The 14,238-nt window shown below is 39.4% G+C and carries 13 protein-coding genes; 11 read left to right on the plus strand and 2 right to left on the minus strand.

Translation table 11 applies throughout. From position 1 onward, the window contains the following. The first annotated feature begins 150 nt into the window (after nt 1-150). The 3 genes from secD to ND2E_RS02070 all read left to right on the plus strand — a co-directional run bounded on the left by secD (nt 151) and on the right by ND2E_RS02070 (nt 4,607). The gene (gene secD, locus ND2E_RS02080) at nt 151-1,998 is read left to right on the plus strand and encodes a protein translocase subunit SecD (RefSeq protein ID WP_081962115.1); all 1,848 of its coding nucleotides are present in this window, start codon (nt 151-153) and stop codon (nt 1,996-1,998) included. A 20-nt stretch (nt 1,999-2,018) separates the two neighbouring features. Then, nucleotides 2,019-2,966, plus strand: a complete 948-nt coding sequence (gene secF / locus ND2E_RS02075; protein ID WP_033095620.1) for a protein translocase subunit SecF — start codon at nt 2,019-2,021, stop codon at nt 2,964-2,966. Between the two features lie 270 nt (nt 2,967-3,236). Continuing rightward, complete coding sequence (locus tag ND2E_RS02070) at nt 3,237-4,607, plus strand: DEAD/DEAH box helicase (RefSeq protein WP_033095621.1); 1,371 nt, start codon at nt 3,237-3,239, stop codon at nt 4,605-4,607. Nucleotides 4,608-4,730: 123 nt separating this feature from the next. On the opposite strand, the gene cobA is transcribed toward ND2E_RS02070, so the two are convergent. Both cobA and suhB read right to left on the minus strand, forming a co-directional pair. Then, nucleotides 4,731-5,522, minus strand: a complete 792-nt coding sequence (gene cobA / locus ND2E_RS02065) for a uroporphyrinogen-III C-methyltransferase (RefSeq protein ID WP_033095622.1) — start codon at nt 5,520-5,522, stop codon at nt 4,731-4,733. Between the two features lie 137 nt (nt 5,523-5,659). Next, entirely contained in the window at nt 5,660-6,463 is an 804-nt protein-coding gene (gene suhB / locus ND2E_RS02060; RefSeq protein ID WP_033095623.1) for an inositol-1-monophosphatase, read from the minus strand. Nucleotides 6,464-6,989: 526 nt separating this feature from the next. Here suhB and trmJ point away from each other — a divergent pair. The 8 genes from trmJ (at nt 6,990) to hscA (ending at nt 14,173) form a co-directional block, all read left to right on the plus strand. Beyond that, the gene (gene trmJ / locus ND2E_RS02055; RefSeq protein WP_052056975.1) at nt 6,990-7,811 is read left to right on the plus strand and encodes a tRNA (cytosine(32)/uridine(32)-2'-O)-methyltransferase TrmJ; all 822 of its coding nucleotides are present in this window, start codon (nt 6,990-6,992) and stop codon (nt 7,809-7,811) included. Between the two features lie 37 nt (nt 7,812-7,848). Continuing rightward, a complete protein-coding gene (cysE, locus tag ND2E_RS02050) occupies nt 7,849-8,658 on the plus strand; it encodes a serine O-acetyltransferase (RefSeq protein WP_033095624.1) in 810 nt (269 codons plus the stop codon). 246 nt (nt 8,659-8,904) lie between these two features. Further along, nucleotides 8,905-9,414 carry a Fe-S cluster assembly transcriptional regulator IscR gene (gene iscR, locus ND2E_RS02045; RefSeq protein WP_033095625.1) on the plus strand — a complete coding sequence of 170 codons (510 nt, stop codon included), beginning with the start codon at nt 8,905-8,907 and terminating at the stop codon, nt 9,412-9,414. A 45-nt stretch (nt 9,415-9,459) separates the two neighbouring features. Further along, entirely contained in the window at nt 9,460-10,674 is a 1,215-nt protein-coding gene (locus ND2E_RS02040) for an IscS subfamily cysteine desulfurase (RefSeq protein ID WP_033095626.1), read from the plus strand. Between the two features lie 114 nt (nt 10,675-10,788). After that, nucleotides 10,789-11,172 carry a Fe-S cluster assembly scaffold IscU gene (gene iscU / locus ND2E_RS02035; protein WP_033095627.1) on the plus strand — a complete coding sequence of 128 codons (384 nt, stop codon included), beginning with the start codon at nt 10,789-10,791 and terminating at the stop codon, nt 11,170-11,172. An 11-nt stretch (nt 11,173-11,183) separates the two neighbouring features. Beyond that, on the plus strand, nt 11,184-11,507 hold the full coding sequence (gene iscA / locus ND2E_RS02030; protein ID WP_033095628.1) for an iron-sulfur cluster assembly protein IscA: 324 nt from the start codon (nt 11,184-11,186) through the stop codon (nt 11,505-11,507). Nucleotides 11,508-11,691: 184 nt separating this feature from the next. Continuing rightward, nucleotides 11,692-12,219, plus strand: a complete 528-nt coding sequence (gene hscB / locus ND2E_RS02025; protein WP_033095629.1) for a co-chaperone HscB — start codon at nt 11,692-11,694, stop codon at nt 12,217-12,219. Nucleotides 12,220-12,310: 91 nt separating this feature from the next. Continuing rightward, the gene (gene hscA / locus ND2E_RS02020; RefSeq protein ID WP_033095630.1) at nt 12,311-14,173 is read left to right on the plus strand and encodes a Fe-S protein assembly chaperone HscA; all 1,863 of its coding nucleotides are present in this window, start codon (nt 12,311-12,313) and stop codon (nt 14,171-14,173) included. The last annotated feature ends 65 nt before the right edge of the window (nt 14,174-14,238 follow it).

A 14,238-nucleotide genomic window follows, 5' to 3' on the forward strand; every position in this document is an offset into this window, starting at 1 on the left:
AATTCATCATCAAAAGTATTCAATGACATGAGTCAGTTTTGTACTTTTTCTTTGAACTAAAACCAACTAACTTAGCTAAAACTAGAGCATTAAGATTAGTAGGGTGGACAGCTTGTTCGCGCGAAGAGAAATAAATAAAAAGGACACATTGTGTTAAACAAATACCCTTTATGGAAAACACTAATGGTGGCAATGATTGTCGCTTTGGGTGCGCTCTATGCTACACCAAATCTATATGGCGAATCACCCGCCGTGCAAGTTTCAGGTTTACGTGGCGTTGAAGCTGATGCCGCTACACTTGATAGTGTTAAAGCTCATTTAGAAGAAAGTAAACTGAGCTATGACAGTATTGCTTTGGAGAAAGGTCAAATATTAACGCGTTTTAATAATACTGAAGAACAGCTTAAAGCTCGTGATGTCCTAGATGATAAACTAGGTAAAAAGTTTTCAGTTGCTTTGAATCTAACGCCTAATACCCCTGATTGGTTAGCAGCAATTGGCGGTTCGCCAATGAAATTAGGTTTAGATTTAAGTGGTGGTGTTAGCTTCTTGATGGAAGTGAATATGAAAGAAGCCATCAATAAAGCTAAAGTTGGTATGGTGAGTGATTTTCGTGGTGACTTGCGTAATGAAAAAATTCGCTATCGTAGCGTTAAAGAAGCGAATAATTCTGTTGTCGTTGTTTTTAGAAAAATTGAAGACTTAGAAGCTGGGCAATCATTACTGAAAAAGCGCTACCGTGATTTATTACTAAGCACTGATGACGATACGCTTACGCTTACAGCAAAAATGACTGAGCAGAAGTTAAAAGAGATTCGCGAATATGCTTTACAGCAAAACATTACAATTATTCGAAATCGTGTCAATGAGTTAGGTGTTGCAGAGCCGCTAGTTCAACGCCAAGGTAAAAAGCATATTGTTATTGAACTACCAGGTGTTCAAGATACCGCTAAAGCGAAAGAAATTCTAAATGCTACCGCGACAATTGAGTTTAGGCTTGTGGATACCGAAGGTGACTTATCCAACGCGATAAATGGTCGAGTGCCAGCAAACTCTATCTTACTAACAGATAAAGATGGTAGACCTAGCCTGTTGAAAAAACGCGTTATGTTAACGGGTGATCATATCACCGATGCTAAGTCAGGTTTTGATGAGTATTCACGCCCACAAGTGAATATTTCACTTGATAGCGCTGGTGGTTCTAAAATGTCTAGTGGCACCAAAAGCAATATTGGTAAGCCAATGGCAACAGTATTTATTGAATACAAAGCGACTGATAAAAAAGATGCTGAAGGTAATATCATCTTTGAAAAAAATCAAGAGATCATCTCTATTGCTACTATTCAGTCTCGTTTAGGTAAAACGTTCCGTATTACCGGTGCTGGCAGCGCTGCTGAAGCACATAACCTTGCCTTATTATTACGTGCGGGGGCTTTGATTGCTCCAATAACCATAGTTGAAGAGCGAACTGTCGGCCCTACTTTAGGTGCTGAAAACGTAAAACTTGGTTTTGAAGCTATCTTAATGGGCTTTGGTTTAGTTTTTATCTTTATGATGATTTATTACCGCGCCTTTGGTGTGGTCGCTAACCTTGCATTAGGTGCTAACCTAGTATTGATTGTTGGTGTGATGTCAATGATTCCTGGCGCTACGTTAACCTTACCGGGTATGGCAGGTATTGTCTTAACCGTTGGTATGGCAGTTGATGCTAACGTACTTATTTTTGAACGTATTCGTGAAGAAATGCGTGAAGGTAAAACGATTCAACAATCAATTCATCAGGGTTACGAAGCAGCATTTTCAACGATTATTGATGCTAACATTACGACGTTAATTGCGGCATTAATTTTGTTTGCTATTGGTACTGGACCTGTTAAAGGTTTTGCTGTGACATTATCTATCGGTATTATTACTTCAATGTTTACCTCTGTTGTCGCATCGCGCACGGTTGTTAATGCAGTTTGGGGCGGTAAACGTCTTGATAAGCTTTCGATATAGTAAGGGCAGGAATTAAAGTTATGCAAATTTTACGTTTAAAAGAAACTGTCGCCTTTATGAGCTATCGCAAGATAGCCCTTGTATTTAGCGCCTTATTAATGATTGCTTCAATTACTTCTCTTGCCACGAACAAACTAAACTTTGGTTTAGATTTTACTGGCGGTACTTTGATTGAAGTAGGTTTTCAGGAAGCAGCCGATCTAGAAACGCTTCGTGATGTGATGAAATCAAACGGTTTTGCTGATGCAAAAGTGCAATTTTATGGCAGTAGTCGTGATGTTGTTATCCGTTTAGGTCTACGTGATGACGTTAAAGCTGAAATGCTTGGTAATGAAGTCCTTGATGTCTTACAAGGAACTACGGGCCAAACGGTTGATATGCGCCGTATTGAGTTTGTTGGCGCAAGTGTTGGTGATGAATTAGCGGAGCAGGGCGGTTTAGCAATGCTAACAGCCCTTATCTGTATTTTGGTTTACGTTGCTTTTCGATTTGAATGGCGTTTTGCTGTAGGTTCAGTGGTCGCGTTATTTCACGATGTTTTATTAACACTTGGTTTGTTTTCCATTTTACAACTCGAGTTTGATTTAACCGTATTAGCAGCGATATTAGCGGTTATTGGTTATTCACTTAACGATACTATTGTTGTTTCAGACCGGATTCGGGAAAACTTTAGAAAAATACGTAATAGTGAAGCTGAAGAAATTATTAATGTTTCTTTAACACAAACCTTAAGCCGAACTTTTATTACCTCAATTACTACCTTATTAGTATTAGCCGCTTTGTTTTTCCAAGGTGGAGCACTAATTCATGGTTTTGCTACGGCATTATTATTTGGTGTTTTTGTTGGTACTTACTCTTCAATTTATGTTGCCAGTTTAGTGGCATTATCTTTAGGTATTTCCAAAGAAGACTTAATACCTGAAGTGATTGAAAAAGAAGGTGCGGACCAAGAAGCAATGATGCCATAAACGTTATTGTTAAATGACTGGCACACTGTTCCGCAAAAGCCGAGTAACGAAAGTTACTCGGCTTTTTTATTAAGTGGTGCTTATTTAGTGTGACGTTATTTTACCCTTCAAATACCACCTCATTAATGCTAATTATTTTAAATCTCGCTGGCTAAGGGATAACTTAATAGACTTGGTAATAACCTTAATGTATGCTGCACGCCCTTTCATGCTGCCAACACTTTCTATTTCGCTGCCAGTATTTTTTATTCTTTTTTAAAGAGACGACTTATGAGTGATACCCCGACCAGCTTTTCTGATTTAGGTTTATCTGAGGCATTATTAAAAGCGGTGCGTGACAAGGGATATGAAACGCCTTCACCTATCCAGGCACAAGCTATTCCTGCGGTTATTTCTGGACGCGATGTCATGGCTGCAGCCCAAACCGGCACAGGTAAAACGGCAGGGTTTACACTACCGCTATTACAGCGTCTTGCAGGCAGTAAAGGTCATAAGGTTTCATCAAATAATGTAAGAGCACTTATACTGACGCCAACGCGTGAACTTGCAGCACAAATTAGTGAAAGCATTGAAATGTACGGTAAGTATTTAAACATGCATTCAACGGTGGTTTTTGGTGGTGTAAAGATCAATCCACAGATGATGCGACTTCGTCAAGGTGTTGACGTACTTGTGGCAACTCCTGGCCGACTACTTGATTTATACAATCAAAATGCAGTGAAGTTCAGTCAACTAGAAGTCTTTATTCTTGATGAAGCTGATCGTATGTTAGATATGGGTTTTATCCGTGATATTAAAAAGCTGATTGCATTATTACCAAAAGACCGTCAAAACTTACTTTTCTCTGCGACGTTTTCACCTGATATTCGCGCTTTAGCAAAAGGTTTAGTCAATAACCCATTAGAAATTTCAGTCAATGCAGAAAATAGTACCGCAGAAAAAGTAACTCAGTGGTTAACTTCGGTTGATAAAAAACGTAAACCTGCAGTGTTAACGCACTTAATCCAAGAGAATAACTGGCAACAAGTATTAGTGTTTACCAAAACTAAACATGGTGCTAATAAGCTAACCAAACATCTTGAAGCAGAGGGATTAACAGCCGCGGCGATACACGGTAATAAAAGTCAAGGAGCTCGTACAAAAGCGCTTGCTGCGTTTAAAGATGGTTCCGTTAGCATCCTAGTTGCAACGGATATAGCAGCACGTGGTATTGATATCGATTTATTACCACAGGTTGTTAATTTTGACTTACCAAACGTGCCTGAGGATTATGTTCACCGTATTGGTCGAACAGCGCGCGCAGGCAATACTGGACAAGCATTATCATTAGTATGTGCAGATGAGTTAGAGTTATTGTGGAATATCGAGCATGTAATTCAACAGCACATTGAACGTAAAGTTATTGATAAATTTATAGCTGTTAATCAGCTTGGCGAATCTCGTCCGATAAGACCATTAAAAGCCAAAAAAGCGAAAAAACCAAAAGCTTTTAAAAAAGAGGGGAAAGGTAAAGTTGAGCATAAAGATGGCCAACGCTCTGGTGCTAATGCTAACGGTAATAATCAATCGAAAAGAAGAAGACCTTCTAATAATGATGGTACTGCCCCTAAGTCACGCAGAGCAAAACGCCCGGTAAAATAGTGAGCTATTGGACTGACTTACCTTTAGAGTCGGTTACTAATAAGGCTTATGAGAAATGCTGGTTATTTCCCATAAGCCTTTTTTCCTCTGAAGTTTATCTTTTTCTCAATTGATTTATTGCTTCTAAGGCGTTAAGTAGCCTAAGTTAGTGAGTCGCTCACTTTCAAATAACCCTACCACATCACCTATAACAATTAAGCTTGGTGGCTTAATGTTATGTAATGCAACTAACTCAGTTAGATTGGCTAAAGTTCCTTTAATCACTTGTTGATCTTGATGCGTACCTTTTCTAATTAATGCCGCTGGTGTATCTATATCCCGACCCGCTTCTTTTAATTGGGCTGTTATTATAGGTAAACTTTTAATACCCATATAAAAAACGATGGTCTGCTCATTATCATTTAATGTCTGCCAGGGAAGATCTAATGCACCATTATCTTGCACATTTCCTGTTATAAAGGTGCAACTTCTCGCAACTTTTCGATGGGTTAACGGAATACCTGCATAGCTAGTGCAAGCCGATGCCGCTGTCATTCCTGGCACAATATGGCATGCAACACCATGGCTTAATATGAATTGAGCTTCTTCAGAACCTCGTCCAAAAACAAAGGGATCACCACCTTTTAATCGCACTACTTTTTTACCCAATAAAGCATTATCAACTAGTAATTGGTTGATGCCATCCTGTGGAACTCTATGATCTGCTTGTTTTTTTCCTACATATATTAATTGGCAATCAGTCGGCAATAACGCCATTATTTCTGCACTGACTAACCTATCATAGATAACCACTTCAGCTTGTTTGATAAAACGATAAGCTTGTAAAGTCAGTAGATCGGGATCGCCTGGACCCGCGCCAACTAGGGCCACTTCACCAGCAATAAAGGCTTGTTTGTTTGTATTACTATTTTCCATGGGCTCTCTTAACAATATGTACAATTAACTATATTAATAGTCTAAAGCAAAAAAAGCGCCACAGTGACCTTATTTTACTAAGGTTGCTGTGGCGCTTAATAATATTCTGCTATAACTTAGCTTAACTCATGCAAACTTTACTTACTAAGAGCATCACCTAGATGTGGACGTATCTCTTGTAAAACATCTTTTAATATACGTGTATTTGCTGCAACAATATTACCTGAATTCGCATGATTATGACCGCCAGTAAAGTCGGTAACTAAACCACCCGCTTCAATCACTAATAATTCACCAGCAGAGGTATTCCATGGTTTAGTACCAATTTCGAAGAAACCATCAACACGGCCCGCAGCTACATAGGCAAGATCAAGTGCTGTTGAACCTGAACGGCGCAGATCCGAAGTATTTTGGAATAAGCTTGAGAACATTGCCATATAAGCAACGCTGTGCTGTTTTTGTTTGAACGGGAATCCCGTCGCTAATATTGTGCCTGCAATTTCTTTGTTTTTACTTACACGGATTCTAAAGCCATTTAATTGAGCACCTTTACCACGACTGGCTGAGAATAACTCACCGCGGATAGGGTCAAATACAACAGCTTGATCTAATTTGCCTTTTACTTTCAAAGCAATAGAAATGGCAAAGTGAGGGATGCCTTTGATGAAGTTAGATGTGCCATCAAGTGGATCAATAATCCATTGATAATCGTCATCACTGCCTTTTAAAATACCAGATTCTTCACCAATAATAGTGTGATCTGGGTATGATTTACGAATAGTTTCAATAATGGCTTCTTCAGAGCTAATATCAACACTGGTGACGAAATCGTTAGTTCCTTTTGATTCAATTTCAACTTTATCAAGTTGCTCTATAGAGCGAACGATAACTTTACCTGCTGTACGCGCTGCGCGCACGGCAATATTTAGCATGGGATGCATAATAGTGTACCTATTTGTAAATAATTTTTAAAAGAACAATACATTTTCAAGCAAACATTGTCTTGAAAATTGAGCGCGCGAAGTATAGCAAATAAAAAACTAGTTAGCGATAGAATAATTAAAATAATGTTTAATTAGTGAGCAGTTTAAACAATCCCTTTTCCATAGAGAAAAAAAAACTAATACATATCAAATTACCATAGATAAATATGCCCAATAAGCGTGCTTTTTGTTAACTACAGCAGTAATCTTCTGTGATAGAATATTGGCCATCTAGATGGGCTTTATACTAAGCGAATCTATTTATTGTATAACTTAGCGCCATAGTCGCAATTATAGTGCTTCTGCAGAGGCATTTATCCAAACGGAATATAAAACCTTATTTACAGTGTTTTTGTTTTTGATGATAGAAAATTATTATCTTTAGTCAATGATTACCTGAATGAGCTGTTTGATTCTCGCTAAGTGAATAATAGATGAGTCCGATTGGTATTTTGTTCGACAAAGCAAACAAGAAGAGTAAAAAATGTCAGTTTCTCAACAAGATTCTCAAGAAAGTAATACCGCAGCTACCTTATTAGATCGGGTTAAAATTGTTTTAGTAAATACTTCTGACTGCCGTAATATAGGCAGTGCAGCTAGAGCAATGAAAACAATGGGCTTAAGTCAACTGATCTTAGTTGACCCTGCTGAAATGCCTAATGGACAAGCACAAGCATTAGCAGCTGGTGCCACGGACGTTTTAGCGAATGCTAAAGTCGTTAATACCTTGGCGGAAGCGATTGAAGATTGTGGTTTAGTTGTTGGTACTAGTGCCCGATCTCGTACATTACCTTGGCCTATGTTAGAGCCTCGTGGTTGTGGAGAAAAAATGGTTTCTGAAGCCAGTGAGTATCCTGTGGCGCTAGTGTTTGGACGAGAAAGCAGTGGTTTGACTAATGAAGAGTTACAGCTTTGTCATTTTCATGTGCAGATACCAGCAAATCCAGATTATAGTTCATTAAATCTAGCGATGGCGGTGCAAACGCTAAGTTATGAAGTACGTACTAGTTATTTGCTGGCACATGATCAAAATTATCAAGAACGCAGCACGGGTAACGGTAATTTAGTTGCTAAAACCAAAAGTGAGGATGAAGAGCTTTATCCTGTTGTTGAAGAAACAGAGCGTTTTTATCAACATTTTGAAAAAGCACTTAAAGCGACCGGTTTTATTGTTGAAAATCATCCTGGTTTAGTGATGACTAAATTAAGGCGCTTATTTAATCGCGCTAGACCTGATGTGAAAGAAGTTAAAATGATGCGTGGGATTTTTGCCTCGATGGAAAGGTCTAGTAAAGAGAAGTCATAATAGCCACCAAAATAAAAGAAAAGAGAAGGAATAATTTATGTTTAGTCGTATCAAAGAAGATATCAATAGTGTCTTTGATAGAGATCCTGCCGCTCGCACTAGTTTTGAAGTGATCCTAAACTATCCGGGTTTACATGCAATTTGGATTCACCGATTAAGTTATAGGTTATGGTGTGCTGAATGGAAACTTTTAGCACGCGTAATATCTACTTTTTCTCGATGGTTAACGGGAATTGAGATCCATCCAGGCGCAAAATTAGGTCGTCGTGTCTTTATTGACCATGGCATGGGGATTGTAATCGGTGAAACCGCTGAGGTAGGTAATGATGTAACGCTTTATCATGGCGTTACCTTAGGTGGTACCAGCTGGAAAGCAGGAAAACGCCATCCAACGTTGGAAGATAATGTTGTTATAGGCGCTGGTGCTCAGGTACTTGGCCCAATAACCATTGGCAAGGGCGGAAAAGTTGGCTCTAACTCCGTTGTCGTTAAAGACTTACCGGCGAATGCCACTGCTGTAGGTATTCCCGGCCGAATTGTGCCAGATAAACACAGTAAAGATGAAAACCAGCAACGAGAAGAAGTTGCTAAGAAATATGGTTTTGACGCTTATGCTGTTTCCCATGATAACCCGGATCCTGTTGCTAAGGCTATTGGTCGTTTACTTGATCATATGCATTTAATGGACGATAGGGTGACTGAGCTTTGCAAAGAAATTAACACCCTAGGTGGAGATATTTGCCCTAAAAACCTGCCTGAATTACGCGTGGGTGAGTTTGTCGAAGATGAAAAGGCAGCGGCAGAACGCCGTGAAAGTAAAGTGGCAAGCTTTGATCCAGAAATCTAATTTCCCCTCAAAAGCAATAGTTGAGTAAAATAGTCAACTATTGCTTCTCGCATGTCATATCATGGTGTATAATACCCGAGTAAATCACTAGGGTATTTACTTGACTAATCTTTATGGTTATGTAAAATTGCGCATCATTTGCTATATAAGGCATGTACATTATGTTTTCCTGCCAAATGGTTTTAATTTAGTCACCCTACTAAATTGTTGTATTGAGTACACCAACATAGTGTTTGAGAGCAGATTATGAAACTTACTTCTAAAGGTCGTTACGCAGTTACTGCCATGTTAGACGTTACTATTCATGCAGTAGCAGGGCCTGTATCTTTGGCTGATATTTCAGAGCGTCAAGGTATATCCTTGTCATATTTAGAGCAGCTTTTTTCGCGTTTACGTAAAGAAGGCCTTGTGACAAGTGTTCGTGGGCCAGGTGGCGGTTATCGCTTGGGCAGATGCTCCGCACAAATTGCCGTTGCAGATGTTATTTATGCCGTGAATGAAAGTGTAGACGCGACTAAATGTTCGGGTAAAGGAAATTGCCAGGATGGAGAGCAATGCTTGACACATTCCCTTTGGGAAGGATTAAGCCAACGAATTGAAGAATTCTTGAAAAATATCACTTTAGCCGAATTAGTTGCAAAAGGTGATGTGCAAGCCGTTTCTAAGCGCCAAGATAAATTACATATCAATGCGCATAAAAGCATAGCGTTAGAGACACTAATAACCACAAAAGATGTAATGAACGACTGGTCATAACTAGTCGGGTCGAATTAAATATTTACCATCGGAGAGAGTTAGCGAATGAAGCTTCCTATATATTTTGATTATTCAGCTACTACACCAGTAGATAAGCGCGTAGCAGAAAAAATGATGCAGTACATGACCAACGATGGTCATTTTGGTAACCCTGCGTCTCGTTCACATAAATTCGGTTGGCAAGCTGAAGAAGCGGTTGATATCGCTCGTAATCAAATTGCTGAGTTAATAAATGCTGATCCACGTGAAATTGTTTTCACATCAGGTGCTACTGAGTCAAACAACCTTGCAATTAAAGGTGCTGCTAATTTCTATAATAAGAAAGGCAAGCACATTATTACCTGTAAAACTGAGCATAAAGCTGTATTAGATACGTGTCGTGAATTAGAACGACAAGGTTTTGAAGTGACCTACCTTGATCCTGAAGCGAATGGTTTAATTGACTTAAATAAGCTTAATGACGCTATGCGTGATGACACGATTTTAGTCAGCATCATGCATGTAAACAATGAAATTGGTGTGATACAAGACATCAGTGAAATTGGTGAAATGTGTCGTGCGCGTAAAATTATATTTCATGTCGATGCTGCACAAAGCGCTGGTAAAATTAATATTGACATGCAAGCATTAAAAGTTGATTTAATGTCAATTTCTGCACATAAAATGTACGGACCTAAAGGTATTGGTGCATTGTATGTGAGCCGTAAACCACGTATTCGTCTCGAAGCACAAACACATGGTGGCGGACATGAGCGTGGTATGCGTTCTGGCACTTTAGCGACTCATCAAATTGTCGGTATGGGTGAAGCATGTCGAATAGCTAAAGAAGAGATGGCACAAGATCAAGCACATGTAACTGCAATGCGTGACCGTTTATGGGCTGGCGTAAACAGCATGGATCAAGTCTTTATTAATGGCGATGCTGATAAACGTTATCCTGGTAACTTAAATGTTAGTTTCAATTTTGTTGAAGGTGAGTCACTCATCATGGCATTGAAAGATTTGGCAGTATCTTCAGGTAGCGCATGTACCTCAGCAAGCTTAGAGCCATCGTATGTACTTCGTGCTTTAGGTTTAAATGATGAAATGGCACATAGCTCAATTCGTTTTAGCTTTGGTCGTTTTACTACGACAGAAGAAGTTGATTACGCAATTGACCTTATTAAAAATGCAATTGGTCACTTACGTGACATGTCACCGCTTTGGGAAATGTTCCAAGATGGTATCGATTTAGATTCAATTGAATGGGCTGGTCACTAAGCCATTTTATAAAGCAGCTTAGTAAACAACTCATTATTTAAATAACATTTAGTGTCAAATAATTGGTTATCAGGTAAATACCTGAATTTATTTGACACAATCTAGGAGAGCAACATGGCTTACAGCGAAAAAGTACTAGACCATTATGAGAACCCACGTAACGTTGGTTCAATGGATAAGAACGATCCATCCGTAGCAACTGGTATGGTCGGCGCACCTGCATGTGGCGACGTTATGAAGTTACAATTAAAAATTTCTGATGAAGGCATCATTGAAGATGCAAAATTCAAAACTTACGGTTGTGGCTCTGCAATTGCCTCAAGTTCATTAGTAACTGAGTGGGTAAAGGGTAAATCTATTGACGAAGCGGGTGAAATTAAAAACACTGCAATTGCTGAAGAGTTAGCTTTACCGCCGGTAAAAATTCATTGTTCTATATTGGCAGAAGATGCTATCAAAGCAGCCATTGAAGATTTTAAATCTAAACAAGGTAAATAACGGAGAAAACAATGTCTGTTACCATGACTCCTGCTGCAGCTGAACGGGTTCAATCTTTCATGCAAAATCGTGGCAAAGGACTTGGACTCCGTCTAGGTATTAAAACCACCGGTTGTTCAGGTTTAGCTTATGTGCTCGAATTTGTTGATGATTTAAATGAAGACGATCAATTATTCCACATTGATGATGTCAACATTATTATCGACGAGAAGAGTCTTGTTTATCTTGATGGCATTGAGCTCGACTTTGTTAAAGAAGGCTTGAATGAAGGCTTTAAGTTTACCAATCCAAACGCCAAAGGTGAGTGTGGATGTGGTGAGTCCTTTAATGTCTAAGTTATTGTGTAATAACGAGTTTATCTCTTAGCTATTTTACTCAGTTGCAGCGTTGAAAGTACTCATTGACTCACGTCAACTCCGTGCTTTTGCCTTGCATCAGAGCAAACTATCGTTGAGCTGAATTCATTATGGCGAGATCGCTTTGTAAGTGTCCCGTCGATGTAAAATCAGAGTAAACATTTTGAACTACTTTCAATTATTCAACATTGAAGTCTCCTTTGATGTCGACATCCAAGAATTGTCATCTAGTTATCAGACTTTGCAAAAGACTGTACACCCGGACAAGTTTGCTCATTCATCGGAGCAAGAACAACGACTCGCGGTACAAAAATCTGCGCAAATCAACGACGCTTATCAAACGCTGAAAAATCCATTACAACGCGCAGAGTATATACTTGTGCAGCGTGGTGTTGAAATGCCAAACGAACAGCATTCATTCCAAGACACTAGTTTTTTAATGCGTCAAATGGAATTGCGTGAAATGCTTGAAGACGTTAAGTTTTCGAGCGATGTGGATGCCGCCTTAGCTGATGCACAAACGGTATTGTCGAATGAATGCACGCAACTTTCGCAATTAATGAGAACACAGATTAGTGAAAATAATGCAGCATCTAACCTCGCTGCATGCGATAATTTACGTAAATTAAAGTTTTATCAAAAATTAAATGTTGAAGTGGACCGGCTAGAGGACAGTTTATTTGGTGATTAACGTGGCTAGCACACGTTTCAGCAGATAATGCTTTCGACTTGCTAAGAAGATACTTTAACTTAAACTTAAACTAAATCATTGAATTAACATCATGGCTTTATTACAAATTGCAGAACCCGGTCAAAGTACCGTTCCTCATGAACATAGATTAGCTGCAGGCATCGATCTTGGTACCACTAACTCCTTAATAGCAAGTGTACAAAGCGGAAGCGCAAGTACCTTAAGCGATGATCAAGGCCGTGATATTTTGCCATCCATTGTTAGCTATCAGGCAGATAATGTTTTAGTTGGTCAAACAGCGCAAGCACTTAGTATTGAAGATCCTGAGAATACTGTTACTTCGGCTAAGCGCTTAATTGGTCGCTCGCTACACGATATTCAAAGCAAATACCCTTCATTACCTTATAATTTTTGTGGTGATGAAAATCATCCAGAAATTATGACGAGACAAGGTGCTGTTAACCCTGTTCAGGTCTCGGCAGAAATATTGAAGAGTTTAAACGCAAGGGCACAAGCCGCGTTAGGTGGAGATCTTACAGGGGTTGTTATCACAGTACCTGCTCATTTTGATGATGCTCAAAGACAAAGTACTAAAGATGCCGCAAAATTAGCCGGTGTTAGTGTATTGCGCCTGTTAAATGAGCCTACGGCTGCGGCTGTTGCTTATGGCTTAGACTCAGGCCAAGAAGGGGTGATTGCTGTTTATGATTTAGGCGGCGGTACCTTTGATATTTCAATTTTACGTTTAAATAAAGGTGTATTTGAAGTATTAGCGACGGGCGGTGATTCCGCACTAGGTGGTGATGACTTTGATGTTGCTTTAGTTGACTATTTAATTGAGCAAGCTGGCCTTGTAAGACCTTTATCACCTTCACTTGAACGTCAATTGATGCAGCAAGCTTGTTTTGCTAAAGAGCAGTTAACCGCTAAAGAGCAAGTTGAAATTACAATTTTGCTGGATGATAACAGTAACTGGCAAACCAGTTTAAGCAAAGCACAGTTAAATGTGCTTATCGGCCCATTAGTTAATAAAACCCTACGCGCTTGTCGTCGCACGCTAAAAGATGCTGAAATCGGCATCGATGAAGTTATCGAAGTTGTGATGGTTGGTGGCTCAACTCGCGTACCCTTAGTACGTACTGAAGTTGAAAAACATTTTAATAAAACGCCGTTAACGTCAATTGATCCTGATAAAGTAGTCGCTATTGGCGCTGCAATTCAAGCGGATGTGTTAGTGGGTAATAAACCTGATAGTGAAATGTTACTACTGGATGTTACGCCTTTATCTCTTGGTTTAGAAACCATGGGCGGCTTGGTTGAAAAAGTTATCCCACGAAACACCACTATCCCTGTTGCAAAAGCACAAGAATTTACCACCTTTAAAGATGGCCAAACAGCTATGGCTGTTCATGTATTACAAGGTGAACGAGAATTAGTGGATGATTGTCGTTCGTTAGCGCGTTTTGAATTACGTGGTATTCCTGCAATGACTGCCGGAGCGGCGCATATTCGCGTCACATTTAAAGTGGATGCGGATGGTTTACTGTCTGTATCAGCGATGGAAAAATCTTCTGGTGTGGAATCGAGCATTGAAGTTAAACCGTCATTTGGTCTTGATGATAATCAAATTAGTCAAATGATTAAAGACTCTATGAGTAATGCTGCTGATGATATGCAAGCGCGTATGTTGAAGGAGCAACAAGTTGAAGCTTCACGTGTGATAGAGTCCGTTCAAGCCGCTTTACTTGCAGACAGTAAGTTGCTTACTACTGATGAAATAGCCGCTATTGAAAACGCGATTAAATTACTTGCTCAGGTTAGCCAAGGACAAGAAGTTAAAGCGATAGAAAATGCACTAGATGCGGTAAATGATAGTACCGCAATATTTGCTGAACGTCGTATGGACAGCTCGATTAGCCAAGCCTTAGCCGGCCAAGCAGTTGATAAAATGTAAATTATCTTTGATAAGATCCTGATTATACCCGAGCCACATGAAGATGCAGGTTTCAGCTGGAATTA

The organism is Colwellia psychrerythraea (assembly GCF_000764225.1).
In the GTDB taxonomy this organism is placed as follows: domain Bacteria; phylum Pseudomonadota; class Gammaproteobacteria; order Enterobacterales; family Alteromonadaceae; genus Colwellia; species Colwellia psychrerythraea_D.

Bases quoted from the DNA above. Each gene is read 5' to 3' on its own strand.
- iscR (WP_033095625.1), top strand. From the start codon at position 8,905: ATGAAACTTACTTCTAAAGGTCGTTACGCAGTTACTGCCATGTTAGAC.
- iscA (WP_033095628.1), top strand. From the start codon at position 11,184: ATGTCTGTTACCATGACTCCTGCTGCAGCTGAACGGGTTCAATCTTTC.
- cysE (WP_033095624.1), top strand. From the start codon at position 7,849: ATGTTTAGTCGTATCAAAGAAGATATCAATAGTGTCTTTGATAGAGAT.
- ND2E_RS02040 (WP_033095626.1), top strand. From the start codon at position 9,460: ATGAAGCTTCCTATATATTTTGATTATTCAGCTACTACACCAGTAGAT.
- secF (WP_033095620.1), top strand. From the start codon at position 2,019: ATGCAAATTTTACGTTTAAAAGAAACTGTCGCCTTTATGAGCTATCGC.
- hscA (WP_033095630.1), top strand. From the start codon at position 12,311: ATGGCTTTATTACAAATTGCAGAACCCGGTCAAAGTACCGTTCCTCAT.
- iscU (WP_033095627.1), top strand. From the start codon at position 10,789: ATGGCTTACAGCGAAAAAGTACTAGACCATTATGAGAACCCACGTAAC.
- ND2E_RS02070 (WP_033095621.1), top strand. From the start codon at position 3,237: ATGAGTGATACCCCGACCAGCTTTTCTGATTTAGGTTTATCTGAGGCA.
- trmJ (WP_052056975.1), top strand. From the start codon at position 6,990: ATGTCAGTTTCTCAACAAGATTCTCAAGAAAGTAATACCGCAGCTACC.
- suhB (WP_033095623.1), bottom strand. From the start codon at position 6,463: ATGCATCCCATGCTAAATATTGCCGTGCGCGCAGCGCGTACAGCAGGT.
- cobA (WP_033095622.1), bottom strand. From the start codon at position 5,522: ATGGAAAATAGTAATACAAACAAACAAGCCTTTATTGCTGGTGAAGTG.